Annotated in this window: 19 protein-coding genes; 5 read left to right on the top strand and 14 right to left on the bottom strand. The window is 71.0% G+C overall.

Annotation, left to right across the window (positions count from 1 at the left end; genetic code table 11):
• The 5 genes from ABZ896_RS39935 to ABZ896_RS39915 all read right to left on the bottom strand — a co-directional run.
• The coding region (locus ABZ896_RS39935; RefSeq protein WP_360940115.1) for a substrate-binding domain-containing protein at positions 1-667 on the bottom strand (667 nt) is incomplete at its 3' end.
• Positions 668-790: 123 nt separating this feature from the next.
• Positions 791-1,822 (bottom strand): ABC transporter permease, encoded by a 1,032-nt coding sequence (locus ABZ896_RS39930; RefSeq protein ID WP_360940113.1) that lies wholly within the window; start codon positions 1,820-1,822, stop codon positions 791-793.
• The gene (locus ABZ896_RS39925) at positions 1,819-3,342 is read right to left on the bottom strand and encodes a sugar ABC transporter ATP-binding protein (RefSeq protein WP_360940111.1); all 1,524 of its coding nucleotides are present in this window, start codon (positions 3,340-3,342) and stop codon (positions 1,819-1,821) included. The genes ABZ896_RS39930 and ABZ896_RS39925 overlap by 4 nt, the downstream gene beginning before the upstream one ends.
• 337 nt (positions 3,343-3,679) lie before the next feature.
• Positions 3,680-4,861 (bottom strand): ROK family transcriptional regulator, encoded by a 1,182-nt coding sequence (locus ABZ896_RS39920; RefSeq protein ID WP_360940109.1) that lies wholly within the window; start codon positions 4,859-4,861, stop codon positions 3,680-3,682.
• A 135-nt stretch (positions 4,862-4,996) separates the two neighbouring features.
• Positions 4,997-5,863: a helix-turn-helix transcriptional regulator gene (locus tag ABZ896_RS39915; RefSeq protein ID WP_360940107.1), complete on the bottom strand. Its 867-nt coding sequence runs from the start codon at positions 5,861-5,863 to the stop codon at positions 4,997-4,999.
• A 171-nt stretch (positions 5,864-6,034) separates the two neighbouring features.
• On the opposite strand from ABZ896_RS39915, the gene ABZ896_RS39910 reads away from it, so the two are divergent.
• The 3 genes from ABZ896_RS39910 to ABZ896_RS39900 all read left to right on the top strand — a co-directional run bounded on the left by ABZ896_RS39910 (position 6,035) and on the right by ABZ896_RS39900 (position 10,065).
• A complete protein-coding gene (locus ABZ896_RS39910; protein ID WP_360940105.1) occupies positions 6,035-7,432 on the top strand; it encodes an MFS transporter in 1,398 nt (465 codons plus the stop codon).
• A gap of 71 nt (positions 7,433-7,503) precedes the next feature.
• Positions 7,504-8,520, top strand: a complete 1,017-nt coding sequence (locus ABZ896_RS39905) for a zinc-dependent alcohol dehydrogenase family protein (protein ID WP_360940103.1) — start codon at positions 7,504-7,506, stop codon at positions 8,518-8,520.
• Positions 8,521-8,919: 399 nt separating this feature from the next.
• Positions 8,920-10,065 carry an extracellular solute-binding protein gene (locus ABZ896_RS39900; protein ID WP_360940101.1) on the top strand — a complete coding sequence of 382 codons (1,146 nt, stop codon included), beginning with the start codon at positions 8,920-8,922 and terminating at the stop codon, positions 10,063-10,065.
• Between the two features lie 13 nt (positions 10,066-10,078).
• Here ABZ896_RS39900 and ABZ896_RS39895 read toward each other — a convergent pair whose 3' ends face one another.
• Complete coding sequence (locus ABZ896_RS39895) at positions 10,079-11,395, bottom strand: MFS transporter (protein WP_360940099.1); 1,317 nt, start codon at positions 11,393-11,395, stop codon at positions 10,079-10,081.
• A gap of 176 nt (positions 11,396-11,571) precedes the next feature.
• Between ABZ896_RS39895 and ABZ896_RS39890 the strand changes: the two genes are divergently transcribed.
• Positions 11,572-12,576 carry a LacI family DNA-binding transcriptional regulator gene (locus ABZ896_RS39890; RefSeq protein WP_360940097.1) on the top strand — a complete coding sequence of 335 codons (1,005 nt, stop codon included), beginning with the start codon at positions 11,572-11,574 and terminating at the stop codon, positions 12,574-12,576.
• A 29-nt stretch (positions 12,577-12,605) separates the two neighbouring features.
• On the opposite strand, the gene ABZ896_RS39885 is transcribed toward ABZ896_RS39890, so the two are convergent.
• From ABZ896_RS39885 to ABZ896_RS39865, 5 genes are all read right to left on the bottom strand, one after another.
• The gene (locus tag ABZ896_RS39885; RefSeq protein ID WP_360940095.1) at positions 12,606-13,457 is read right to left on the bottom strand and encodes an ATP-binding cassette domain-containing protein; all 852 of its coding nucleotides are present in this window, start codon (positions 13,455-13,457) and stop codon (positions 12,606-12,608) included.
• The gene (locus tag ABZ896_RS39880) at positions 13,454-15,205 is read right to left on the bottom strand and encodes a dipeptide/oligopeptide/nickel ABC transporter permease/ATP-binding protein (RefSeq protein ID WP_360940093.1); all 1,752 of its coding nucleotides are present in this window, start codon (positions 15,203-15,205) and stop codon (positions 13,454-13,456) included. The genes ABZ896_RS39885 and ABZ896_RS39880 overlap by 4 nt, the downstream gene beginning before the upstream one ends.
• Positions 15,202-16,143, bottom strand: a complete 942-nt coding sequence (locus tag ABZ896_RS39875; protein WP_360940091.1) for an ABC transporter permease — start codon at positions 16,141-16,143, stop codon at positions 15,202-15,204. Before ABZ896_RS39875 ends, ABZ896_RS39880 begins: the two co-directional genes overlap by 4 nt.
• A gap of 9 nt (positions 16,144-16,152) precedes the next feature.
• Positions 16,153-17,709, bottom strand: a complete 1,557-nt coding sequence (locus tag ABZ896_RS39870) for an ABC transporter substrate-binding protein (protein ID WP_360940089.1) — start codon at positions 17,707-17,709, stop codon at positions 16,153-16,155.
• Positions 17,710-17,892: 183 nt separating this feature from the next.
• Positions 17,893-18,873 (bottom strand): LacI family DNA-binding transcriptional regulator, encoded by a 981-nt coding sequence (locus tag ABZ896_RS39865; protein ID WP_360940087.1) that lies wholly within the window; start codon positions 18,871-18,873, stop codon positions 17,893-17,895.
• A 172-nt stretch (positions 18,874-19,045) separates the two neighbouring features.
• Here ABZ896_RS39865 and ABZ896_RS39860 point away from each other — a divergent pair, with 172 nt between their 5' ends.
• On the top strand, positions 19,046-19,822 hold the full coding sequence (locus tag ABZ896_RS39860; RefSeq protein WP_360940085.1) for an alpha/beta hydrolase: 777 nt from the start codon (positions 19,046-19,048) through the stop codon (positions 19,820-19,822).
• Between the two features lie 172 nt (positions 19,823-19,994).
• Here ABZ896_RS39860 and ABZ896_RS39855 read toward each other — a convergent pair whose 3' ends face one another.
• The 3 genes from ABZ896_RS39855 to ABZ896_RS39845 all read right to left on the bottom strand — a co-directional run.
• Positions 19,995-20,552, bottom strand: coding sequence for a GNAT family protein (locus tag ABZ896_RS39855; protein WP_360940083.1), 558 nt, complete (start codon positions 20,550-20,552; stop codon positions 19,995-19,997).
• Between the two features lie 13 nt (positions 20,553-20,565).
• Positions 20,566-23,769 carry a family 78 glycoside hydrolase catalytic domain gene (locus ABZ896_RS39850; protein WP_360940081.1) on the bottom strand — a complete coding sequence of 1,068 codons (3,204 nt, stop codon included), beginning with the start codon at positions 23,767-23,769 and terminating at the stop codon, positions 20,566-20,568.
• Positions 23,770-23,820: 51 nt separating this feature from the next.
• Positions 23,821-26,746, bottom strand: a 2,926-nt coding sequence (locus ABZ896_RS39845; RefSeq protein ID WP_360940079.1) for a family 78 glycoside hydrolase catalytic domain, incomplete at its 5' end; no start/stop codon positions are given.

The raw sequence follows: 26,746 nt of genomic DNA, 5'->3' as shown, positions 1-26,746 counted from the left end.
GTGGCCCCTGGGGACCGTCACAGAGCCCGTGCGGGCCTTGGTAGTTCTTCAGGGCGTCGTCGAAGCCCTTGGTGCGCTGTTGGGTCAGTTCGAGGTTGTCGAGGCCGGCGAGTTCGACGACCTTGGCGTTCTTCTTGTCCTTGAGCTGCTCGCCGATGTAGTGGCCGGCGTTGAGGCCCATGCCGTAGTTGTCGCCGCCGATCCAGCAGCGGTACGCCTGCGGGGAGGCGAAGACGCGGTCCAGGTTGACGACGGGGATGCCGGCCCGCATGGCCTGGAGGCCGACCTGGGTGAGGGCCTTGCCGTCGGCCGGCAGGATCACCAGGACGTCGACCTTCTTGTTGATCAGCGTCTGGACCTGGCCGATCTGCTGGGCGGTGTCGTTGGAACCCTCGGTGATCTCCAGGGTGACGTCGGAGTACTTCTTCGCCCGCGACTTGGCGTTGGAGTTGATGGCGTTGAGCCAGCCGTGGTCGGCCTGCGGGCCCGCGAAGCCGATGGTGACCTGCTTGCCGGGCTTGTCATCGGCGACCGGGGCGGCGTTGTCGGCGGCCTGGGCCTGGTCCTTGGGCTCGTTGCTGGTGCAGGCCGTGAGCAGGGCGCCGGCGGAGACGGCGGCGGTGCCGAACAGCAGTGCCCTGCGGCTGGTGGCGGGGTTTCTTGCCATGGCGGATCGACCCTTCGACTGGGCGGTGGGTGTCGGACGGAGGCTGTGGGGGGCCGGACGGAGGCCGTGGGGGTGCCGAACTGCCGTGTCAGGGACGGCGTTCCGGCGGTGTCGGCACGGGCGTCAGGTGTCGCGGCCGTGCGGCGAGCGGCGCTGGACCAGGACGGCGGCGACGATGATCGCGCCCTTGGCGATCTGCTGGACAGCGGTCTCGAGGTTGTTCAGCGCGAAGATGTTGGTGATCGTGGTGAAGATCAGGACACCGAGGACGGAGCCGACGATGGTGCCCCGGCCGCCACTGAGCAGGGTGCCGCCGATGATCGCCGCGGCGATGGCGTCCAGCTCGTAGAGGTTCCCGTTGGTGTTCTGGCCCGAGCCGGCGAGCACGATCAGCATGAACGCGGCGATACCGCAGCACAGTCCGGACAACAGGTACAGGTACAGGCGCTGGCGGCGCACGTCGATGCCGGCGAGCCGGGCCGCTTCCGCGTTGCCGCCGACGGCGACGGTGCGGCGGCCGAAGGTGGTGCGGTTGAGCACCAGCCAGCCGATGACGGTGACCGCGGCGAAGATCAGGACCAGGGGCGGGATACCGAGGATGTAGGAGTCCCTGGCGCCCAGGTCGAGCACCGACGAGACGCTCACGATCTGCGTGCTGCCGTCCGTGATCTGCAGTGCGAGACCCCGGGCCGAGGCGAGCATGGCCAGCGTCGCGATGAACGGCACCATCCTGCCGTAGGCGATCAGCAGACCGTTCACGAGACCGCAGCCCACCCCGACGACCAGCGCGGTGAACAGGATGCCCGCGAAGCCGAACTCCTGGGTGGCCACGGTCGTCGCCCACACCGAGGCGAGCGCCACCATCGCGCCGACCGACAGGTCGATCCCGCCGCTGGTGATGACGAACGTCATGCCGACGGTGACGACGCCGATCACGGACGCCTGGGTGAGGACGAGTTGGAGGTTGCTCGTCGCGAGGAACTCGTCCGGTGCGGTGATCCCCCCGACGACCACGAGGACGGCGAGGAAGCCGAGCAACGACAGGGTGCGCACGTCCCAGCGCGGCCCCGGTCGGCGTGAACTCCCCTGCCTGCCCGCGGACTTGGCGGTGGGCGTCGGCGCATCCTCGTGCGCCGCGGTGGCCGGCTGTGTCATGGCGTCGGGCTCCCTTCCATCACAAGATCGAGTACGCGGTGCTCGTCGAGCTCCCGGGCGTCCGCCGTGTGGACGACGCTGCCTTCCCGCAGCACCAGCACCCGGTCGGCGAGCCCCAGGACCTCGGGCACCTCACTGGACACGAGAAGTACGGCCAGGCCCTCGTCGGCCAGCCGGCGGATCACCGCGTAGAGCTCCGCCCGGGCGCCGATGTCGACACCCCGGGTCGGCTCGTCCAGCAGCAGGACCTTGCAGCCCCGCAACAGCCAGCGCGCGAGCACGGCCTTCTGCTGGTTGCCGCCGGACAGCGTCCTGATCGCGGCATCGGGATTGTCCGGCCGCAGCGAGAGTTCCCGTACCGCCTGGTGCGTGGCGGCGCGCTCGGTACGCCGGTCGAGCCAGCCCGCGCGGGCGAACCGGGAGAGCGTGGAGACCGAGACGTTGCTGCTGACGGACTCCAGCATCAGCAGCGCCTGCGCCTTGCGTTCCTCGGGCGCGAGACCGATGCCTGCGCTGACGGCGGCGCGGACACTGCCGGGGCGCAGGGGTGTTCCGTCTACGAGGACACGGCCCGCGTCGGGCTTGCGGGCACCGTAGATCGTCTCCAGGATCTCGGAGCGTCCCGAGCCGACGAGTCCGGCGAGGCCGACGATCTCGCCGGGGCGCAGCTCCAGATCTACGGGGGCGAACTCCCCTCGCCTGCTCAGCCCTTCGACCTTCAGCACCGGCTCCCGCGCCGCGGCGAACCCGGCCGCGGGGCGGTCGGGGAAGACGTACTCCACGTTCCGCCCGGTCATCAGGGCCACGACCTCCTGGGTGGGGGTCGACTCGGCGGGCAGGCCGCCCGCGACCGACCGGCCCTCCTTCAGGACCGTGACCCGGTGGCCGATGCGGCGGATCTCCTCCAGGCGGTGGGAGATGTAGATGACGGCGACACCGTCCGCCGTCAGATCGCCGACGATCCGGAAGAGGTTGTCCACCTCTTCGGGGTCGAGCGCCGCGGACGGCTCGTCCATCACGATCAGCCGGACCTCGTGGGACAGCGCGCGGGCCATGGAGACGATCTGCTGCTGCGCCGCCGACAACTCGCCGACCAGCCGGGAGGGATCGATCTCCGCGTGCCCCAGACGACTCAGCAGCTCCGAGGTCGCCGTACGGGCCGCGGAGCCGCGCACGATGAACCCCGCGGAGGTCGGCTCGTGCCCGAGGTAGACGTTCTCGGCGACGGACAGCCCCTCGATCAGGTCGAGTTCCTGGTAGATGGTGGCGATGCCCAGCCGCATGGCGGCGATCGGCGACCCCAGGGTCACGGGCTCGCCCTGCCAGGTGATCTCACCGTCGTCGGGCTGGTGGGCGCCGGCGAGCACCTTGATCAGGGTCGACTTGCCGGCCCCGTTCTGGCCGAGGAGGCAGTGGACCTCGCCGGCTCTGACTTCGAGATCCACACCGTCCAGGGCGCGAACGCCCGGGAACGACTTGGTGATTCCGGACATGGTGAGCAGGGGTGGTGGTGATGCCATGAGAAGTCCCCTCGGCGGATGCGGGCCGTCAGCGGGCAGGGCAGGGCTGGGCAGAGTGGTCGGGTACAGGGGCGGCTCCGGCGGTCCCTGGGGCTGAAAGCCGGTGTGGGGAAGCCGAGTTGGGCAGGCCGGAGGCCCGGCGACCGGGTAGGGGCGGGGCCGTCATGCGCTGGTTGAGGCCGTGGCGTTACGGGTGTGACGAGGGCGCCGTGGGGTTGCCCGGGCGCGACAGGTGGGGCGGATCGCCGACGGGGTCGCGGCGACGCTCGGTCGTGGTCGCGCCACGGGATCGCGATGGCGCGCATAGTGGTCCGTCGCCGGCCGGGCCGGACTGCGGTCAGGCCGGAGAGAAGATGTGGTCGCTGATGAGCCGGGCGGCGCCGATGGCTCCGGCCGCCGGTCCCAACTCACCCAGCACAATGGGCAGATTGCGCGTGGCGAGCGGCAGCGACTGCCGGTACACCTGGGTCCGGACGCTGGCCAGCAGCGTGTGCCCGAGCCCGGTCACCCCGCCGCCGATCACCACCAGCCCCGGATTGAAGAAGCTGACAAGTCCGGCGATGACCTGCCCCAGTCGTTTCCCGCCCTCCCTGATCAGCTCCAGGGCCACCGCGTCCCCAGCCGCCGCGGCCGCCGACACGTCCTCGGCCGACAGCCGCCCGGCCGCCTCCAGCCGTGCGGCGAGTTCCGCCGACCGCCCCTGCTCGACCGCCTCCACGGCGTCCCGGGCGAGGGCCGCCCCGCTGAAGTGGGCTTCCAGACAACCCCGGTTGCCGCACACACATGCGCGGCCCTCCGGTTCCACCTGGATATGGCCGATGTCGCCGGCGCTACCGGTCGTCCCCCGGTAGACGTCACCGCCGACGACGATGCCACAGCCGATGCCGGTGCCGATCTTGACGCAGAGGAAGTCGCCCACGGAGCGTGCGACGCCCGCGTGCTGCTCCCCCATCGCCATGAGGTTCACGTCGTTGTCGACCATCACCGGGCAGCCGAGTTCCTGGCTGAGCGCCTCCCGTACGGGGAAGCCGTCCCAGCCGGGCATGATCGGCGGGGCCACGGGGACACCCTCGGGGAAGCGGACCGGTCCGGGGACGCCGATACCGGCGCCGTCGAACCCCTCCGCGAGCCCCGATGCCCTCAACTTCGCTGCCATCGCGAGGACTTGCTCGAAGAGCGCGACCGGGCCCTCGCGGACGTCCATGGGCTGGTTGAGGTGGCCCAGGACCTCCAACTCCGCGTTCGTCACGGCGACATCGATCGATGTGGCACCGATGTCGACACCGAGGAAACGCAGGGTCGGTGCGAGCCGGATGTTGTGCGACCGCCTGCCGCCCCGGGAGGGAGCCAGACCGTCCGCGACGACCAGTCCCGTCTCCAGCAGCCGGTCCACCTCGACCGCCAGCTTCGACCGGGACAGGTCCACCAGATCGCCCAGCTGTGCACGGGAGTGGGATCCGTTGTCACACAGCAGGCGAAGCAGTCGTGCTTGATGCGCGTTCTCAGGCCGAGCGGTCATCCGTCGCACAATCCCTCCCCTCGTCCGTGGCCGGGCTCTCGGGAAGGAACGTAACAACCATTTTCCAGGCTGTGAAGTACTTACGCACGAGTAACGCCGCTCTTTTTCCACGTGCAGGACAAAGTCCGGGTGGCCTCAGGGGCGGGTAACGGTTGCGGTGTGATGTCGCAGCGCGCGGAACGCGGGAGCGTACGGCGATGTCGAGGCGAGGGTGTACGTGACGATCGTCAGGCCCGGGTCGGCGGGGATCTCGAGGGCGTCGTAGTCGAGGTCGAGATCGCCGACGGCGGGGTGGTGGAAGCGCTGTCGGCCGCTGCGGTAGTACTCCACGTCGTGCGCGTCCCAGCCCTTGGCGAACTCGGGGCTCAGGGTCGCGAGGTCGTCTACGAGGTCGGCGAGCTCGGTGTTGCCGGGCGTACGGGCCGACTCGGCGCGCAGACTGCCGACGGCGTCGTGGGCGATGCCGTCCCAGTCGCGGTAGAAGCGGCGTGCCCGCGGGTCGAGGAACACGAACCGAGCGAGGTTGGGGGGCTGTTCGCCGGTGTCCAGGGCCTCTTCGTAGAGCACGCGGGCGAGTCGGTTGGTGGCGAGGACGTCGAGGTGGGCGTTGCGGACGAAGGCGACCGCGCCGGTCATGGCGTCGAGGACCTGCTGGACGCTGTCGCGCACGTGCGAGGCGCCACCGTCCCGTTCGGCGGCGCGGTGGGGGGCGTTGGCCGCGCGGAACAGGGCGGCCAGGTGGGCACGTTCGACGTCGTCGAGGTGAAGGGCGCCGACGAGGGCGTCCAGGATCTCCTCGGAGACCCCGCCGACGTTGCCGCGTTCCAGACGGGTGTAGTACTCGACGCTGATCGCGGCGAGCTGGGCGACCTCCGACCGCCGCAGCCCGCTGACCTGGCGCCGCCCGCCGAAGTCGGGCAGGCCGGCCTGCTGCGGAGTGATGCGGGCACGTCGGCTGGTCAGGAACGTACGGATGTCCTCGCGGACACGCTCGGTCGGCACGGATTCAGCGTAGGACACCGCGGTGCGGGGTCGCTGTCAGGTGCGGGGGTCCCTGCCAGTACCTCTCCCGACAAGGACTCCCAGTTCAGTCAGCGTGCGTGGTTCCGTGGACGGGCAACCGGGTCAGCGGGCCCGGCACCCGTCCCCCGCACGGAAGGAGCACGCTCCGACATGCCTCTCACCGCTTCCTCGCACCGGTCGTCGGAGGCGGGCACGCCCGGAACGGACCGGCACGCCACGGCGACGCTGGCGGCCGCGGTTCTCGGCTTCTTCGTGATCACCCTCGACGCGACGATCGTGAACGTCGCCCTGCCCTCGATCCGCGACGCGCTGGGCGGCGGGATCACCGGCCTGGAGTGGGTGGTCGACGCCTACACGCTGATGTTCGCCGCGCTGCTGCTGTCCGCCGGTGCCCTGTCGGACCGGATCGGCGCGCGCAGGGCCTTCGCCGGCGGCCTGATCCTGTTCGTCGTCGCCTCGGTGGCCTGCGGACTGGCCCCGACCCTGCCGGTGCTCGTCGCCGCCCGCGTGGTGCAGGGCGTCGGAGCGGCCGTCACCATGCCGACCTCCATGGCCCTGGTGCGCCAGGCGTTCCCCGACCCGGCCCGCCGGGCGCGCGCGGTGGGCGTGTGGGCGATGGGCGGAGCCGTGGCGGCGGCGGCCGGACCCGTGCTCGGCGGACTGCTGAGCCTGGCCTCCTGGCGGATGATCTTCTGGATCAACCTGCCGGTCGGCGCCCTCACTCTGCTGCTCGTTTCCCGCACCCCGCACTCGCCGACCCGACCGGCCCCGTTCGACCGGATCGGGCAGTTCACGGCCGTCCTGGCGATGGGAGGTCTCACCTTCGGGGCGATCGAGGCGGGCGACGCCGGTTTCACCGCACCGCGGGTACTGGCCTCGCTGGCTCTCGCTGTCCTCGCGCTGGCCGCGTTCGTGATCGCGCAGGCGAAGGTGGCCCACCCGATGGTGCCGCTCACGCTGTTCCGGTCACCGACCGTCGTCGTCGCCACCGGCATCGGGTTCGCGTTCATGGTCGGTTTCTACGGGCTGCCGTTCGTCTTCTCCCTCTACTTCCAGCAGCAGCACGGTCTGTCCGCGCTGGGCGCCGGGATCGCGTTCCTGCCGATGATGCTGCTCAGCGCCTCCCTGACGCCGTTCGCCGCGCGCATCGCCGAACGCACCGGGCCGCGCGTCCCGGTCGTCGCCGGGCTGGTCCTGATCGCCGCCGGTTCCCTCACCCTGGCCGTGGTACCCGCCTCGGTGCCGGTGTGGGCGAGCGCACTGCTGCTGATCCCCGTCGGCATGGCCGGTCCGCTGGTGATGCCCGCGACCACCGTGCTGCTCCTGGAGCACGTGCCCGCCGAGCAGACCGGCACGGCGAGCGGGGTGTTCAACACGAGCCGTCAGATCGGGGGCGCCCTGGCGGTGGCCGTCTTCGGTGCCCTGATCTCCGCCCGGGCCGGCTTCCAGCACGGGCTGCGCGTCAGCCTGGCCCTGGCCGCCGTCATCGCGATCCTCGCGGCCCTGGCCGCACCGCGCATGGGCACCCGAACACACCGCGCCAGGTGATCGCCCGCACAACCCCGTACGCACAAGAAGCCTCAGACCACCCCACACGAGACAGCAAGGAGCACCCCGCCATGCGCGCAGCAGTCCTCTACGGCCCGAAAGACATCCGCGTCGAGGAACGCGACATTCCGAGGATCCTCGAACCCACCGACGCCGTGATCCGCACCTTCGCCACCTGCGTGTGCGGTTCCGACCTGTGGGACTACCGCGGCATCAACCCCGCCAAGGATCCCGCCCCCGTCGGCCACGAGTACGTCGGCATCGTCGAGGAGGTGGGCGGCGAGGTCACCACCGTGCGGACGGGCCAGTTCGTCGTCGGCTCGTTCTTCGCCAGTGACGGCACGTGCCCCAACTGCGTCAACGGCTTTCCCAGCAACTGCCTCCACCGCGAGTTCGTCGGCGGCTGCCAGGCCGAGTACATCCGTATCCCGCACGCGGACGGCACCCTGGTCGCCACGCCCGAACTGCCCACCGACGCCCAGGTCCCCGACCTGCTCGCCTGCTCCGACGTCATGGGCACCGGATGGTGGGCCGCGGTCGCCGCCGGGGTGCGGCCGGGTGACACCGTCGCCGTCGTCGGCGACGGAGCCGTCGGTCTCTCCGCCGTCCTGGCCGCCCGTGAACTCGGCGCCGAACGCATCATCGCCATGTCCCGCCACGCGAACCGCCGGCAGCTGGCCACCGAGTTCGGCGCGACCGACATCGTCACCGAACGCGGCGACGAGGGCGTGGCCCGCGTCAAGGACCTCACCGGCGGCATCGGCGCGGACCGGGTCCTGGAGTGCGTCGGCACCGACCAGTCCACCCAGCAGGCCCTGAAGTCCACCCGCCCGGGCGGCGGCGTGGGCATCACCGGCGTCCCGCACGGCGTCACCCTCGACGGCGCTGCGCTGTTCTACTCCCACGTCGCCGTGCAGGGCGGCCCCGCCCCCGTGCGCCGTTTCCTGCCGGACCTCGTCGACCGCGTCATGACCGGGCGCATCAACCCCGGCCGCGTCTTCGACCACACCCTGCCCCTGTCCGCGGCCGCGGAGGGCTACCGGGCGATGGACGAACGCCGCGCGATCAAGACGCTGTTGCGCCCCTGACGTGTCGTCCGACCCGGTACTTCGTGGTGAAAGCCCCGCGAGGTCACCGGCTCAGGGGCGGGTCCCCGAGCTGTGAACACGTCCCGTCAAGGAAAGGCATATCGAGCAGGCGCGCATCGCTGTCACACCCCGGGCGAGCCGCTCCAGCCCGCGCCGGAAGACGCGTTGACGAACGCGCCACCGTCGGCACGTGCGCGGCCCTGCGCGTGAGGTGAGGGGCGCGCTCATGGGTACCGGGGGGAACAGCGGCGTTCAATCAAAGGGTTGAACGCCGGTTCCATCCTCCGGTGGTCTTCGCGCACCGTTCGGGCGACGCGGAGCCAACGGCTCCCGCCCCACAATGACCATGGTCTGTGGCGCCCCGACCTCCCACACCCCCTGCAGAGAGGCTCTTCCCCCATGTCCAGTCTCCCCAGCCGACGGCACGTCCTTTCCGTCGGTGCCGGTGCCGCCCTGGGAGCAGGCGTTCTCGGGGCCTCGGCGGTCCCGGCGTCGGCTTCTCCCCTGGCGTCACGACACTCGACCGGCTCCGAGGAGACCCGGACGCTCGACGAGCTGTACCGAGCGGCTCGCGCGGAGGGCGGGAAGCTCGTCGTGTACGCCGGTGGCGACACCCCGACCCAGCAGGACGGCACCAAGGCCGGCTTCAAGGCGCGCTTCCCCGACATCGACCTCACGCTGATCGTCGACTACAGCAAGTACCACGACGTCCGCGTCGACAACCAGTTCGCCACCGACACCCTCGTCCCCGACGTCGTACAGCTGCAGACGCTCCAGGACTTCGACCGCTGGAAGGAGCAGGGCCGGCTGCTGCACTACAAGCCCGCCGGCTTCTCCAAGGTCTACGACAAGTTCAAGGACCCGCAGGGCGCCTGGGTGGCGACCGGCGCGATCGCCTTCAGCTTCCTGTACGGCACGGCGGCCGTGGGCTCGGACGCGCCCCGCAGCGCGCAGGACCTGGTCGATCCCAGGTGGAAGGGCAAGATCGCCTCCGCCTATCCGCACGACGACGACGCGGTCCTCTACCTCTACACGCTCTACGCCCAGAAGTACGGCTGGGACTGGGTGGCCCGACTCGCCGCGCAGGACGTGCAGTTCGCCCGGGGCAGCAACTCCCCCGGCGACGCCGTCTTCGGCGGCCAGAAGGCGATCGGCGTCGGCACCGCGGGCTCGGCAGTTCCCAACGCCTCCTCCCCCGCCCGTTTCGTCATCGCCGACGGACACCCCTTCATGGGCTGGGGCCAGCGTATGGGCATCCTCAAGCAGGCCAGGAACACGGCGGCCGCCAAGCTCTTCATCAACTGGCAGCTGTCCACCGAGTGGCAGCAGAACTCCTTCAACGGCTGGTCGGTGCGCACCGACATCACTCCCCCGGCCGGGCTGAAGCAGCTCTGGGAGTACCCGAACGCCCACGTGGACGGCTTCCCCCGCTTCATGGCCGACCGCGCCGCCGTGGAACGCTGGAAGCAGACCTTCGCCCTCTACTTCGGCGAGGTCAAGGGCGACCCCACACCCGGTTGGCTCGGGCTGCACCCGGGAGCGTGACCGCGGCCGGCGATCACCGCAGGCTCGTCGGAGGCGCGACCAGGTCGCTCTCCGGCTGTCGCCCCTCCGGCGCCCTCGCCTCCCGCGCCGTCGGCGCCTTCGGGAGGAGGGGCACCCAGACCAGACCGATGACCGCCGCGGCCAGCATCAGGCCGAACAGGGTGCCGAACATCAGACGGGTGTGGCCGAGCGCGAAGGCCGGGGTCCCGAGGGCGGCCAGTCCCGCGACGGCCCGGGTGAAGGCCATGGTCACGCCCCCGGCCGTGGCCCTCAGCAGCGTCGGGAACAGCTCCTGCGACCAGACCTTGTAGAGGGACTCACCGGCGAAGGAGTTCCCGAGGCCGGAGATCAGCATGACGGCGACCAGCGTGACCTTGCCCGGACCGAACAGGGCGGGCAGAGCCCAGGCGAGCGCGATCAGCGCCGAGCCCGCCGCGAACCACCTGTGCCGGGCCGGAGTGTCGACCACGCGCAGGAACAGCAGACCGGCGACGAAGCCGACGGGCAGTCCGAGGAGGGTCAGCCGGGAGAACTGCGCGACCTCCCCGCCGGCCAGTTCGGTCCACAGAAAGGTGCCGAACTGGCCGAGCGTGTTCGCGCCGAGGTTCCAGGCGGCGTAGTAGAGGCCGGTCGCGACCAGGGCGTGGACGGTCGGGGCCCGGAAGAGATCCCGGACGCGGCCGAACTCGACGGTCTCGGCACGGGCGGCCGTCCCGGTGTCCGCGATCCGCCGGGCGGCGGTCCACTCGGCCGACTCCCGGAGGCCGAGGCGGAGCAACAGCACCACGACCGCCACGACCAGCAGATGCGCGAACAGGATCCGGCCGCCTAGCACGCCCCGCACCCCCATGAAGGAGCTCAGGATCAGGACGGCCACGATGCCGGCGAGCCAGAGCATGCCGGAGAACACCACCATCGTGCCCTTCTTGCCGACCGGTGCCTCCTCGTTGACCAGCGCCAGCGATACGGGAAGATCCGCTCCGATGGCCAGGCCCGTGGCCACCACTCCGACGTACAGCAGGGCGGGACCCGCCGCCACCAGGAGCAGGAGGACGCCCACCGCGTACAGGACGAGCGAGAGGCTGAAGATCTTCCGGCGGCCGAACCGGTCTCCCAGTCGGCCCCCGAAGAGCGCACCGACCGCGAACGCCAGAGTCTGGAACCCCAGGAGGGACCCGATGGTTCCGCTGCCGAGGTGGAGCGGCCCTGCGTAGTAACCGCCGATCGCGATGCCGGACGTCACCAGCGCCCCGGCGTCCAGGTAGGAGGCCATGCCGGCGAGGACCGCGGTCTTCCACGGGCTTCGGGAAGTGTCCTTGATACCGGGCATGGGGTCCTCCTCGTCGAGAACATCGAGTACGTCGCGAACGACGAGAACCGAGATGAGCGGGCCACGCGCGCCTACTCGTATCACTTACGCGTGCCAGTCAAGTGATCCGGCCGGTAAGCTAGCCGCCGCCGAGAGGCTTTGACAAGAGGTGCGACCGAGGGCGGCGGGTGACCGGGGTGTCTGACGGCAGGCGGGTGACCAGCGCCGATGTCGCGCGCGAGGCCGGAGTCTCGCGTGCGACGGTGAGCTACGTCCTCAACGCCGTGCCCCATCAGAAGATCCCCGAGGCCACCCGGCAGCGGGTGTGGGAGGCGGCCGACCGGCTCGGTTACGCACCCTCGGCGGCGGCGCGGGCCCTGCGCACGGGACGCTCGGAGATCGTGCTCGGCCTGCTGCCGGACTGGCCCATCGAGCATGTTCTCGGACACCTCATCCAGCAGCTGACCAACGCGTTCGCCGAGCACGGACTGACATTCGTGGTGCACTCCTCCTCCCATCCGGCGCGACCCCTGCGGGACATCTGGAAGACCATGACACCCGCCGCGGTGCTGGCGCTCCAGGACTTCGCCGACCCGGAGGCCGAGGCGATGCGGGCGGCGGGCATCGAGGTGGTCATGGCGATGCACGGGGCGGCGGCCCCGGACGGCGAGGCGCAGTCCCCCCTGGTGTCCGAGCAGCCGATCGGCGCCCTCCAGGCCCGGCATCTCGCCGGCCCCCACCGCCGGCTCGGGTACGCCTACCCCGACCTGCCGGGCCTCGACGTCCTGGCCCAGCCGCGGCTGGACGGCGTCCGCAAGGCATGTGCCGAGCTGGGCTTTCCCGAGCCGGACGTGCGGACCGTACCCCTCGACGGGGCAGGCGCGGCCGAGGCGGTACGGGGGTGGCTGGCCGCCGATCCGCCGGTGACCGGCGTCTGCGCCTTCAACGACGACATCGCGCTGGCCGTGCTGGCGGGCCTGCACCATCTGGGACTGCGTGCGCCGCGGGATCTGGCGGTGATCGGCGTCGACGACATCCCCACCGCGTCACTGGCCCAGCCACCGCTCACCACCGTCGCCCGCGACACCGCCGTGATCGCACGGGGCCTGGCTCGCCGTGTGGTCGACGCGCTCCAGGGACGGGAGACGCTCGCCGCACCCGTCCGGGACGAGCTGCTCATCCGCGTCCGGGAATCCGCCTGACGGGTACGCGGCGGCTCTGAGGCCCGCGGTCACCGGCCGGACGCCTCCATCTCCGCCTCCGCCGCCGCCCGTCGCTGACGGCGTTCGCGTTGCAGGACCGGGTCGGGCACGGGCGCGGCCGCCACCAGACGCCGGGTGTAGGCGTGCCGCGGGCGGTCGCAGACCTCGGCGCTCGGGCCCTCCTCGACGATGTGTCCCTGCTGGAGCACCAGGGTGCGGGCCGCGAACTCCTTGACGACGGCGAGGTCGTGGGTGATGAAGAGGTATGCGCAGCCGAGCGTCTGCTGGAGTTCCGTCAGGAGGTCGAGTGCGGCGGCCTGGGTGGTGACGTCCAGGGCGCTGGTCGGTTCGTCGCACACGATGATCCTGGGCTGCCGGGCGACCGCCCTGGCAATGGCGATGCGCTGCCGCTGGCCACCGCTGAACTGGGCCGGGTACCGGCCCGCCGCGTCCTCGGGCAGGCCGACGCGGCGCAGCAGGTCGGCGATGCGGTCATGGACCTCCGTGTTGCTGAGCGTCGAAGCGCTGAGCAGGGGTTCGGCGAGTGTCCGGCCCACGGGCAGCGCCGGGTTCAGCGATCCGTAGGGGTTCTGGAAGATCGCCTGGATGTCGGAGGACAGCAGGCGGCGGGCTCGCCCTGTGAGGGCGGTGATGTCCCGCCCGTCGAGCAGTACGCGGCCGGCGGCGACCGGGGCCAGGCCCAGCACCGCCTTGCCGATGGTGGTCTTGCCGGATCCCGACTCGCCGACGAGCGCGACGGTCTCGGCCGGTCCGACGTGGAACGACACGTCCTCGACGACCGTGGTCGGGGGCTTGCGGAAGCCGCGGGACGGATAGCGGACCGCCACGTGGTCGAGTTGGAGTACGGGAGTCGATGTCACGCGATCCTGCCCTCGGTCCGAGCGATGCTGGGGGTGCTCTCGATGAGCTTCTTCGTGTAGGCGTGCCGGGGGCGGTGGAAGATGTCTTCGACCGGCCCCTCCTCCACTATCCGGCCGCGTTCCATCACCAGGGCGCGGTCGCAGACGTCGGCGACGACTCCGAGGTCGTGGGTGATCAGGACGATCGCCGTGCCGCGTTCGTCGCGCAGGGTCCGCAGCAGATCCAGGATGCCCGCCTGCACCGTGACGTCGAGGGCGGTGGTGGGTTCGTCGGCGATCAGCACCTTCGGGGAGCCCGCGAGCGCCATGGCGATGGCGACGCGCTGGAGCATGCCGCCGGACAGCTCGTGCGGATGCCGGCGCACCACGTCGTCGGGGTCGCGCAGGTGGACGCTGGTCAGCAGTTCGCGGACCCGCCGGCGGACGGCCTCCTTGCCGTCGGCGCCGGTCCCGGTGCTCCGGACGACCTCGGACAGCTGCGAGCCGATCGTGAAGTACGGGTCTAGGGCCATCATGGGTTCCTGGGAGACCAGGGCGATCTCCCGGCCGCGGATGCGCCGCAGGTCCCGCTCCGGCAGGCCGCTGATCCGCCGGCCGTCCAGCCAGGCCGATCCTCCGGTCACGGCTCCGCTCGGGGCGAGCAGTCCGAGCACCGACAGTCCGGTCACTGTCTTGCCGCTGCCGGACTCCCCCACCAGGCCGAAGATCTCTCCGGGGCGCACCTCGAACCCGATGGAGTCGACGACGGTGCGCGGTCCGTGCGCGGTGGCGAAGGCGATCGAGTAGTCCCGTACGGCGAGCACGGCTCCGTCCGGGGGTACGGCGGTGTCCTGGTCCTCGGCCGCGGCGGGCACCGGCTTCTTCAACTGACCGCCGGTGGACCGGCGTCGGTCCTCTTCGAGGTCGCGCAGTCCGTCACCGAGGAGTCCGAAGGCGACGGACATCAGACCGATCACCCCGCCGGAGACGAGCAGCAGCCAGGGGTCCTGCTGCATGATCTGCGCGGCCTCGCCGACCATGCCGCCCCAACTCGGCGCGGGCGCCGGGGTGGCCATGCCGAGGAACCCGAGGCCGGTCTGGAGGGCGAGCGCGATCCCCGCGAACAGGCAGATCTGGACGAGCAGTTGGCCCACGAGGCCCGGCAGGATGTGTCGGGCCATGATGCGTGCCGGTCCGAGCCCGGACACCTTGGCGGCGTCCACGAAGAGTTCCTCGCGCAGCGCGATGCACGAACTGCGGATGACCCGGGCGAGGTTGGCGGAGGCGAAGAAGCCGATGGTGAGCATGGCGGCGGTGTTGCTCTGGTGGAAGATCGCGAGGACGGCGAGCGTGATGATGATCGCCGGTACCGAGAGCATGACGTCCACGACCGCGACGATCACGCGGTCGGTCCAGCCGCGCAGATAGCCGGCCAGCACGCCGAGGGTCGCGCCGACGGCCGCGTAGACGAGGACGGCGAGGCCCATGCCGAGCAGGGTGGGGCGGCCGCCGTAGAGAAGTCGGCTCAGGACGTCGCGGCCGAGGCTGTCCGTGCCCAGGGGGTGCTGTGCCGAGGGACCCGCCTGGGCGTGCAACAGGTCCTGCGCCAGCGGCGGGTGCGGTGCCAGGAGCGGGGCGAGGAGCACCGCGGCGACGATGCCCGCGACGACCACGAAGGCCGCGGCGGTGACGGGTCGGCGCCAGATGCCCGCGAGGGGGTTGGTCCTCGCTCGTGGCAGAGCCTTCGGGGGCGGCTCGACTGCGGTCATTGCGCACGCACCTTCGGGTTGAGGAGGCCGTAGAGGACGTCGACGAGGAGGTTCACGACGATCACCAGGACGGTGAAGGTGAGGGCGACGCCCTGGACGACCGGCAGATCGTGCTGGTTGGTCGCGTCCACGACCGTGGTCCCGAGGCCGGGCAGGGTGAAGACGTTCTCGATGAGGATCGTGCCGGGGATGAACGCGATCATCGTCAGGCCGATCGTGGTCACCACCGGCAGTCCGCAGCCCCGCAGGGCGTGCTTCCAGACGATGGACGCGGGACTGATGCCCGACGCCCTGAGCGTGCGGACGTGGTCGAGGCCGAGGGTGGAGAGCATCGCGTCCCGTGTCACCTTGGCGATCATCGCGACCCCGCCGATCGCCAGGGCAACCACGGGCAGGACGAGGCCATTGGCCCACTGCCCGGGCGACTGGGTGAACGGGGTGTACCCGGTGGCCGGGAAGAGGGCGAACTTCACCGCGAACAGGGCGACGAGCAGGAGGGCGATCCAGAAGTTGGGCAGCGCCCCGCCCAGCAGGGAGACCACGTCGACGACACGGCGGCCGACCCTGCCCCGGGTCGCGCTGAAGACGCCGAGCAGGACGCCGACCAGGCTCGCGAGTCCGGTCGCCCCGATCACCAACGCCAGGGTGACCGGCAGGCGTTGACCGATGAGGCCCAGGACGGGCTCGTCGGTGAACAGGGAGCTGCCGAGGTCACCGTGGAGGACGCCGCTCAGGTAGAGCCAGTACTGGGTGACGACGGGCTGGTTGAGGTGCAGTGCGGCCCGGAGCGCGGCGTACTGCTCGGGTGTCGCGTTGAGGCCGAGCAGGGTGCGTGCCGGGTCGCCCGGCACGAACGACTCGAGGAGGAAGGTGATCGCCGAGACGACCAGCAACAGCGGGACGGACAGCCCCAGCCTGCGGAGAATGATCGGCAGCATGGGTCCTCGTCACCCTGCGGTCCACACCGTGGCGGATGTCGGCAGGGCACTGCCCTGCGGGAACTGCACGCCGTGGAGCTTCTTGTTGTACATGACGATCAGGTCGGCGCCGGACACCGGCAGGGCGAGCGCCTGGCGGGTGATCACCTCGGTCAGGTTCTTGGCCGCCGCCGGGGAGGACTGCGCGTTCGAGGAGGCGAGCTTCGCGTACGCCGCGTCCACGTCCGGGTCGTCGACGCCGAAGACGTTCATGATGCCCGTCTTGGTGAAGCCCGACTGCTGGGCGTAGTAGTTGGCGTCGCCGCCCTGGCCCGGGGACAGGGCCGTGGCCGCGAACTTCTTCGTCAGCAGGTCGTTGATCCAGCCGCCGAAGTTGGTGGCGGCGGTCAGCTTCAACGTGACGCCCACCTTGGCGAGTTGGCCCTGTACGGCCTGCACGAGCTTGGCGGTCGTGGGGTCGAAGGACCCGTAGTTGACCGGGATGGTCAGGCCGCCCGCGTAGCCCGCCGCCGCCAGCAACTCCTTTGCCTTGGCGGGGTCGTAGGGGTACATCTCGTTCGCCGAGGTACTGAAGCCGTCGAAGCCGGGCATGGCCGGCTGGGAAATGGGCGTGCCGTAGTCGCCGTACACCGCCTTGGTGATCGCGTCGCGGTCCACGGCGTAGTTGAGCGCCTGCCGGACCCGTACGTCGGCGAGTCCCTTGACGACGGTGCCCTTGCGGTCCAGGAGGAACAGCCCCGCCCAGGTGACGGGCTTCTTGACCTCGGCGAGCGAGCTGGAGCCCGCGATGGTCGGGGCGACGTCGGGGGTGCCGAACATGAAGTCGATCTGCCCTGACTTCAGGGCCTGCACCTGCGAGTTGATGTTGGGGATCACCCGCACGGTGATCTTCTTGAAGTGGACGGCGGCCTGGTCGTAGAAGTTCTTGTTCGGCAGGTAGACGTAGTGGTCCCCGGAGACCGACTGCGCGGCGCTGTACACGTACGGCCCGGCGCCGAAGGTCGCGGAGGCGAGCTTCTTCGGTGTCTTCAGTCCGGCGGGGCTGATGATCGCGCCGCCCAGGAACTGCGGTGTGAACAGGGCGCCCATGTCGGGGTTGGGCGTGGGGCTCTTGACCACCACGGTGGAGCTGTCGGGCGCGGAGAACGTCAACGGCCGGAAGTAGGAGGCGTTGGGGCCGCTGCCCTTCTGGAAGTAGGTGAACGAACCGACGACGTCGGCGGCGGTGATCGGGGTGCCGTCGGCGAACTTCACGCCGCCGCGCAGGTGGAGGCGGAAGGTGGTGTTGCCGCTGCCGTCGTAGCCCCACTTGTCGGCCAGACCGGCCCCGAGCGTGCCGTCGGTGTTGCGGGTCAGGAGGGTCGCGTAGGCCGGGTCGAGGTAGTTGAGGAACGGCCCGGTGGCGATCTGGGCGGGATCCAGGCTGTTGGGCGCCGACGACATCCCGATCGTCAGGGCGGACGAACCGGCGCCGCTCGCGCTGTCGCCCTGCCCGCCACCGCAGGCGGCGAGTGCGAGCGCGGCCACGACGCCGAGCGAGGCGTGGAGGACGGTGCTTCTCTTCATCGAGATCTCCGTTGGTCTGGAGGCTGCTGTCGGCGAGGACCGGGCTGCCGGGCTGGATCGCGGGCCCGAGGGGCGCGAGGTCCGCTTACACGTATAAGTCAGTGGCCGTAAATTAGCTGTGTCGTCCTCGTTGCGCAAGGGGTGCGCCGAAGGTGGCGTCGCGCCCGTACGGCGACCCGGCCGTCAGGCGGACGCCCGCACCACGACACGCAGCAGGTCCTCGACGGGATCGGCGGGAATCCGCCCGCCGTCGAGGCCGTCGACGACCCTGCGGACCAGGTTCCGCGCGATGACGCCGGTGTCGCGCACGAGGGTGGTGAGCGGCGGCTGCGCCAGGGCCGCAGCGGGAATGTCGTCGACACCGATCACCGCGAGGTCCCGCGGCGCCCGGCGCCCGAGGGTGCGCAGGGCCACCAGGACGGCCAGCGCGATCTCGTCGTTGAACGCGCACACGCCGGTCACCGCCGGGGTCGCGGTGAGCCATCCGCGCACCGCGTCCAGCGCGCCGTCCGGCCCCGAGGCGACGGTACGGACGTCCGGCTCCGCAAGACCGAGACCCGCGTACACCTTGCGTACGCCGTCCAGCCGCGGGCGGGCCAGGACGCCGAGTCTGGGGAGGTCGGGGTAGGCGTAGCCGATCCGGTCGTGTCCTGTGACCAGGTACCGGGCCTGTGCCGCGCCGATCGGCTCCTCCACCACGAGCGGCTGCCGGTGCGGGCCGCCCTCCGCGCCGTGCACCGCCATGACGACCTCGACCCCCGCGGCCCGCATGGCCTCGACCTCGGCCTCGGGGAACTCGTCCAGGGCCAGGACCGCCGCCGGCGTCAGCGCTTTCCACACCTCCCGCAAGGGCCGTACGGGGTGCGCCGACGAGTGCACGAGGAAGGTGAGCGCGTGCTCGGCGAACGCGTCGGTCAACTGCTGGACCAGGCGCCCGAGGACGTGCTCGATCGGCCAGTCCGGCAGCAGCCCCAGCACGATGTCCGAGCGCCCCCTGCGCAGCGAGCGCGCCGCGGCCGACGGCGCGTACCCGAGACGGGCGGCGGCCTCCCACACGCGCCGCCGGGTGGTCTCGGGGATCCGGTGACGGGGGCTGTCGTTGAGCACGTAGCTCACCGTCGCACGCGAGACCCCGGCCTCACGCGCGACATCCGCGCTGGTCACGCGTCTGCGCCCGGATGTCCCCGCCATACGCTCCCGCCCTCCGCCGGACCTCTTGCCAAAGCCCACGGCTCCGGCTAGCTTGCCCGCTCAGAATACATACACGTTTAAGTGACGCGAGTAAGCAACCGACGGCTCCGGGCTCGGTACCCGGGACGACCCGAAAGGCAGCCGCGTGATCCGCCCTCACGACTTTCACCACCACGGCCTGACGCTCCGCTCCACGGTGCACATCCCCGAGGGGCCGGCCCAAACCCGTTGGCCGACCGCCGTGTTCGTGCACGGCTTCACCTCCAACCGGCTGGAGCTGCCCGACTTCGTCGCCATGTCCCGGCTGCTGGAGCGCAACGGCATCGCCTCGGTCCGGTTCGACCTCTCCGGGCACGGCGAGAGCGACGGCGACTTCTTCGACGTGACCATCACCGGCGAGATCGCCGAGACGCGGGCGGTGCTCCGGGCGGTCCGGGGCTTCGACTTCGTCGACGCCGAGCGGATCGGTTTGGTGGGGATGAGCATGGGGGGTGTGGTCGCCGGCATCGTCGCCGCCGAGGAGCCGGGCATCGGCGCGCTGTGCCTCTGGTCCCCGGCGGCCGTCGCGCCCTCCGAGGTCGGCGGGGGCCACCTCAAGGGCCGCAGTTTCGCGGCGGAGTTCGAGGAGAAGGGGTACTTCGATGCCGACGGCCACCGGATGAGTCCGGCCATGGTCGAGGACATCGCCGGTCTCGACGTCTACGGCCGCTCCGGCGCGTACTTCGGGCCGGTCCACATCCTGCACGGCGACAAGGACGACATCGCTCCCCTCGCGTATGTGCGCCGGTACCTGGACCACTACGACGGCAACGCGGAACTCCAGGTCGTCGAGGGCGCGGACCACTCCTGGGGCAGCGTCCCGCACCGGACGACCCTGCACGAGTCCACGCTGCGCTTCCTGCGGCGGCACCTCCGGTCATGAGGACACCCGACCCGGCGCCGGTACCACACCGACCGGCCGCCGACCACACCCCGAGGCGTACCGGCTCCCGCCGAACGCCGGGTGTCCGGGCCGGCTGTGCCAGATCGAGCGCGGCGCCGGGTGCCGTCTCGTGCGGCGCTCCGGTTCACGACGTCCAGAATGAGCTCGGTGGTCAACTCGGCCGGGTGTGGCGGTAGTAGAGCATCCCTTCATGATCGGGTTCGGGGTCGGTGAGGGTGAAGTCGGCGGACGCGGCGCAGTGGCGACTGGCGTGGTTGTCGGCGTCGATCCCGCAGAAGAACGTACGGACGTCATCGGTGTCGGGGTGGGCCAGGACGGCTCGGAGGACCGAGCGGCCATGTCCGTGCCGCCACCGGCCCGGGTCGACCAGGTAGGCCAGGCCCATGGAGGTCCGGGGGTCGGCCTGGGACAGGAGGGGGCCCTCGGGGCCCTCGCCGTGGTATCGGACCCAGCGGTCGTAGACGTCGCCGCAGACGAACGCGACCGGCGTTCCTGCCCGGTCCAGGCCGATCCAGCCGTAGGTGCGCAGTACCGTCGCGCCGCGGAAGGCGGCGGCAGGAGGCTCGCCGACCAGCCGCAGCTGACGGTGGATCCAGAGCCGGTCGCCCAGCCGGCTCTGGACCTCGGGGTGGTCGAACCAGTGCTCGATCCGCTGCGCCCCGGACTCGCTCAAGGGGTGCAGCCGCATCGCCGTGCCGTCCGACCGCATCCCGCGAGCCTCCCTAGTCAGGACGTCCGGCGTCCAGGGTGGTGAAGACGTAACCGCCGGACCCGACGCTATACACCGCCCGGTCGCCGTCAAGCCTCTCGAACCGGGCTCCCTCCGGGGCCTTCCGGGGCTTTCGGCCCCCGGTGGGTATCCGGATCTCCGCCGTGGTGTTGGGGGGCACCTCGACCCTGAGCCGGAAGACGCCGTGCTGTCGGGTCCATTCGGTGGACACCTCGCCGTAGGGGGTCCGGTAGCTCCCCTCCACATGGGTGAGGTCGCCGACCGGCCTCGGGTCGATGACGAGGTGGCGGTAGGCCACGCCTCCCCGCGGCTGACGAATTCCCGCGAGGCCGCTGTGGAACCACTCCTCGATCTGGAGGAGGATCATGTGGTTCTTCGAGGCGCCCAGGCCCCAGTCCTCCGGGATGGTCGTCAGGCCGCCCGGGTTGGCCGTGGTGGGCTGCATGAAGTAGCTGTAGCCGGGGCGGGTGTCCTCCTGGAGCACGTCCCACAGCAGGTCGTCGTGGCCGCCTTCGTGCAGCGCCCTGACGATGGGCGCGAGGCCGATGGTGCCGCCGCTGAAGTGCGGGCCCCCGCCGTAGGGTTGATGGGCGTGGACCAGCTCGACCAGGGCGTCGAGCACTCTCCCGCGCTCGCCCTCAGGCACCAGCCCCTCGTCCAGTGCCAGAGCCTGCGCGGCCTGGGTCGCCCCTGCACCGCCCTGCTCGCCCTGCTCGGTGTAGCGGCCGAGGGAGCTGTTGTAGAAGGCGTCGTTGAAGGCCTTCTTGATGGCGGCGGCGAGGCTGCGGTACTCGGCGGCGTCGGCGGTGCGCCCGAGCAGGTCGGCCATGCGCGCCATTCGGTCGGCGACCTGGTGGTAGCCCCAGGTGCCGGTGATACGGCCGGAGGTCTGCTCGCTGGATATCCAGTCGGCCAGCGCCGCGTCCACGAGGTGCGCGTCCGCTCCGGTGCCCGCCTTCCTCGTGCGGATGTAGGTGAGGAAGGCCTGCATCCGGGGGTAGTAGCGGGCCATCGTCCGGGTGTCGCCGTACGTCTCGTACAGGAACCAGGGCGTCAGGACGATGCCGTCGCCCCAGTTGATCTCGTCGCCGAAGCGGCCCGTGTAACCCCAGTCGTACACCGGCGCCTTGAGCGCCACGTTGCCGATGTTGTCGCCCGCCCTGGACTGGCCCTCCGCCAAGTGCCGTTCCATGGTGCGCAGATAGGCGCCGTACCCGAAGGTGCGGTGCAGGGAGGCGAAGGGCTGGAGGTAGTCGGCGGGGTAGGCGAGCTTCTCGCGGCCGGGGCAGTCCGTGAAGGTCGACATGACGTTGCTCATGATCGAGTAACGGGACATGCGGTGGATGCGGTTGATCCACGCGTTGGAGGTCCGCAGCGAGCCCGCGACCGGTACGTCGGCGTGGATCTGCAGGCCGGTGACCGTGTCCCGGGTGGGCGTGTAGCCCTCGGGCAGGCCGGTGACCTGGATCCACTGCATGCCGAAGTAGTGGAACTGCGGGTGCCAGGTCTCGCCTCGGGCCGCGCCGTGGGCGGTGTAGGCGGCGAAGACGTCGGTGCCGCGGGCCGCGCCGCCGCCCATGATCGACGCCTGGTTCACGGTTCCGTCGGCGTTCAGGGACTCGGCGGGCTGGAGCTTCACGGTGGTTCCGGCCGGCACCCGGCCGTCCAGGTTCAGCTGCGGCCAGCCGGCGAAGTTCTGCCCGAAGTCGAAGACCCAGACGCCGGGTTGCGGCTGGGACATGCTCACCGGCCGCAGCTTGTCGACGACCTTGAGGGGCTCGGCCGTCCGCCAGACCAGCTCCGTGGTCAGGTTGGGCGGCGGGGCGACACCCGCGTCGGCCCATCCCATGGCGCTGCCGTCGCGACGCTTGGCCGACGCGCTCAAGTCCGCGCCCGGGGCGGTCCAGGCTGGCTGTTCGCGCCGGGCGTCGTAGTCGGAGCCGGAGTACCAGTTGGCGGTGGTCGTCGGGCCCAGCGCCGTCTTCCACGAGCGGTCGCTGACGATCGTCTGGACGGTACCGTCCGCCTTCGTCACCTCCAGGCGGGCGATGAGGCGCGGGGTGACCGCGGCGCCCGCGCTCGGGTCGGTGCTCGCGAGCGAGTTGCCCGAGGCGGAGACCGCCGCGCCGACGGCGTGGTCGGCGGAGAGGGCCGGCTGGAAGGAGATGGCGGTGCCCGCGGTGTCGAGCGCGGTGATCGTACGGGACTCCAGCCGCTCCCCTCCGTCACCGGTGTCGATGTTGACGGTGCCTCCGACGTGGTAGTTGGCCACGCTGCTCACCTTGACGGCGGTGGCACCCCGGGCCGCGGCCTCGACCAGACTGCCGGTGCCCTTGAACTGGCTCTGCCACCAGCTGTACGGGGCGGTGCGTCCGGTCGCGGCGTTGGTCACGGACCGGGTCACCAGCGCGGTGCCGTGCCCGAGTTCGACGCCGAGGGTGTTGTCGCCCTTCCTGAGCAGGTCGGTGACGTCGTAGGCCCGGTACTCGACGGACAGTTGGTAGTTCGAGTTGCCCGGAGCGAGCACCTCGTCGGTCACCGGTCGGTCGTTGAGCCGGACCACGTGGAGGCCGACACCGGACACGTACAGCCTCGCCCTGGTGATGCCGCCTCCCCGGCCGTCCACCCGGAAGGCCCGGGCGAACACCGGCAGCGGCTGGTCGACGACGCGTCCGGCGTGCTCGATCCACCGCGCCGCACCCCAGTCGGACCGCCTCAGCAGTCCCATCTCCCACGACGCCGAGCGGCTCCACGGTGTGGCACCGCCCTGCGCGTCCCACACCCGCACCCGCCAGACGACACGGTCCCGTGAGCCCAGCACGGGCCCCCTCCAGGCGATGTCGGTCTGGGCTGCGGAGCGGACCTTGCCGCTGTCCCACAGCAGACGCCCCGCGTCCAGCTCCCGTTCCGTGCGCGCCGCACGAATCTGGTAGGCACTCTGCAACCACCCGTCATCGGCTCGGACGACCCGCCAACTCAGGCGCGGCGCGGGGTCGTCGACACCGAGCGGACTGTCCTCCCGGCCGTCGACCGCGAGGCCCACGACCTCGATCCCGCCGATTCCGTCCGGAAGTTGGACAGGGGCGCTCGGCGCGGCGAGCGCGGGGGCCGCGGGAAGGGCCAGTCCGGCCGCGGATGCCGCCATGGTGCCGACCACCCGTCTGCGGCTGGGCGCACCGCTCGATATCTCTGTCATACGCATGCTCCTTGATCGGAAGGGCGTGCTCGAAAAATGGCCGTGGGCAGGTCAGCGGAGCCTGCTGGTGAGGCGGTACGAGCCGGACGGCAGCCGGTACGAGGCCACACCGTCGGCATGTCCGAGGAAACGCACCCCGTCGACACGGTCCAGCGGGGCCCGTCCCTCGTGCACCGAGTCGGCTGAGACGGCCGGAACGCGCAGGGTGGCCTCGCTGTTGGCGGGCACCTGGACGTCGTACGACAGGGTCGTCCCGCCGTCGTCGACCGACCACTCGCTCTTGATCCGGCCGTACGGCGACTCGTACGCAGCGGCCACATGGGTGATCCGTCCCGTGGGATCGAGGTGGGGCCGCAGGACGAAGTGCTTGAAGCCGGGGCTGGCCGGGTCGCGGGCGATGCCGGCCATGTGGGCGTACATCCACTCCATGACGGCGCCGTAGGCGTAGTGGTTGAAGGAGTTCATGCTGACCGGGCCGAAGCCGTCGGCCACGGAGTAGGAGTTCCAGCGTTCCCACACCGTGGTGGCGCCGTTCTTCACTGAGTACAGCCAGGACGGCATGGCGTCCTGGTGGAGCAGTGCGTACGCGAGGTCCGCGCGGCCCTCGTCGGTGAGGACGGGGCCGAGGACGTTGACGCCGAGGAAACCCACGGACAGGGTGTTCTCGGCGTACCGGACCCGGCTGCTGTGCGGGTGCGCCGCCTTGTAGGCCGCGTCGTTGCCGATGTTGTCCGCCAAGTGGCCGACGAGGGCACGGCGTTGGGCCTCGGTGTCGTAGAAGCCGAGTTTCAGCACCCACAGCAGGGCGGTCTGGCTGTTGTCCTCCGTCTTCTCGTCGGGGTCGGCGCCCGGCTCGATCGGGGAGGCGTCACCGAGGCTGGACCTGACGGTGGTCGTGCCGCCCTCGGTGCTCAGGTACTTCGTGATGAACGCCCGTTTGATGTCGGCGAAGAGCCGGTCGTGGGCCGCGGCCTCGGCGGGCCGGCCGATGGCACGGGCCATCCGGGCCATCAGCTGGGCGGAGTAGCCGTAGTAGACGTCGCTCATCAGCTGGGCGCTGGTCTTCTGCGGGGCGAGCCAGTCGCCGGTCAGCGACCCCTGTCCGGCGTAGGTGTCTCCGGTCTGCTGCCGGATCCAGTCGAGGTAGCGGGTCATCGCGGGCCAGCTGCGCTCGACGACGGTCGTGTCGCCGGTCATCTGCCACAGGGTCCAGGGCAGCACGACCCCGCAGTCGGCCCAACCGCTGCCGCCGCCGGGGAAGTTGTAGCGCCCTCCGGGTGCGACCCCGGTGAACTGGGTTTTGTCCTCCCCGTAGATGACCGCGGAGTCGACGACCGTGTCCTGGAAGTGGGCGAGGAAGGCGGCGGCGTCCGCGTTGTACAGGCCCGTGGTGGCGAAGACCTGGGTGTCGCCGGTCCAGCCGAGCCGTTCGTCGCGCTGCGGGCAGTCGGTGGGCACCCACAGGTAGTTGCCGCGCTGCCCCCAACGGACGTTGCCGATCAGCCGGTTGGTGTCCGGGTCGTTCGTGGTGAGGGTGCCGGTCTCGTGGACCGCGGAGGTGGCGACCTTGCCGGTCAGCCGGGTGATCGTGACCCTCTCGGTCGCCGTGACGGACACATAGCGGAAGCCGTAGAAGGTGAGCGAGTCCTGGTGGGTCTCGCCGTCGCGCTCCCCCTTGAGGATGTAGGTGCTGGTGGCCTTGGCGCTGCGGAGGTTGGCGCGGTAGACGGAGCCCTCGGGGCCGTCGGCGCCCGCGCTGTCGTCGTTGAGCATCTCGCCGAACCTGAAGGTGATTTGGGCACCGGCGGGCCCGCGCACGCTGTAGCGGGGGACGCCAACCATGTTCTGGCCCAGGTCGAAGACGGCGGTGTCGCCGGCGCCGATGGTGACGTGTCCGGAGGCCGCCAGGTGCGGGTCGGTCACGGTCCGGTCGGGATCGACGACGATACGGCCCCGGCCCTCCCCGGTGACACCCGTATACACGGTGACGGACTGCGGCCGACGGTCCCAGCGGGACATCAGACGCGCCGACTCGGCCGGGTAGGCGAGCAGTTGGACGTCCGGATACCTGTCCTCGAAGGGCACCCGCTCGACGTCGGACCACCGCGCGTCGTCGAAGCCCGCGGAGGTCCAGCCCGGCAGCTCCTCCCGGGCGTCGTAGGTCTGGCCGTCGTAGATGTCGTCGGCGCGGTAGGGGCCGGTGTCGGTGGCCTTCCAGGTGCCGTCCGGCCGGGTGACGACGGACTCGGTGGTCCCGTCGGCGTAGCGGATCAGCAGCTTGGCCTTGAGGGCGAGGGCGTTGCCGTTCTCCGAGTAGTAGGTGCTGCCCTCGGAGATACGGCCGTTGTACCAGCCGTTGCCGAGGACGGCCGCCAGGGTGACGACGGGTTCCAGGGCGACGAGGTGGGTGACGTCGTAGGTGAGGTAGTTGGCGCGGACGTCGTAGTTGGTCCAGCCGGGCGGCAGCAGTTCGAGGGTGGTGCCGCCGTCCTGCGGGACGCTCACCCGGTGGCCGCTGACATAGGCGTCGTAGACCCCGAGGGCGGAGAGGTACAGCCGCGCCTCGCGGACCCGGCCCTTCAGCCGTGCCTCCGTGCGCAGCATCGGCGCGCCGGGCGTGTGGGGCGTCTTGCCGCGCATGCCGATCCACTGGGCGTCGTCCCAGCCGGTGACGCCGTCGGTGCTCATCAGGCCGGTCTCGAACCAGGCCACGGGGCCGGCGCCGATCCAGCGGCCCTCGGCGTCCCAGACCGAGACGGTCCAGTAGTAGCGGGTCGCGGCCTTGAGGGGCTTGCCCCGGTAGCGGACGGCCACCGAGTCGGAGGTGCGGACGCGGCCGCTGCTCCAGACGTCCGCGCGCTCACCGGCCAGCTTTCCCGGGGAGCTCGCCACGAGGATCTCGTAGGCGCCTTGGCTGCGCCCGCGTCCGGCGGTCCGCGTCCGCCAGCCGAAGCGGGGGTGGGACTCGTCCACACCG

The organism is Streptomyces sp. NPDC047072 (assembly GCF_040643855.1).
In the GTDB taxonomy this organism is placed as follows: domain Bacteria; phylum Actinomycetota; class Actinomycetes; order Streptomycetales; family Streptomycetaceae; genus Streptomyces.
This window is presented reverse-complemented; position numbering and strand designations above follow the sequence as displayed.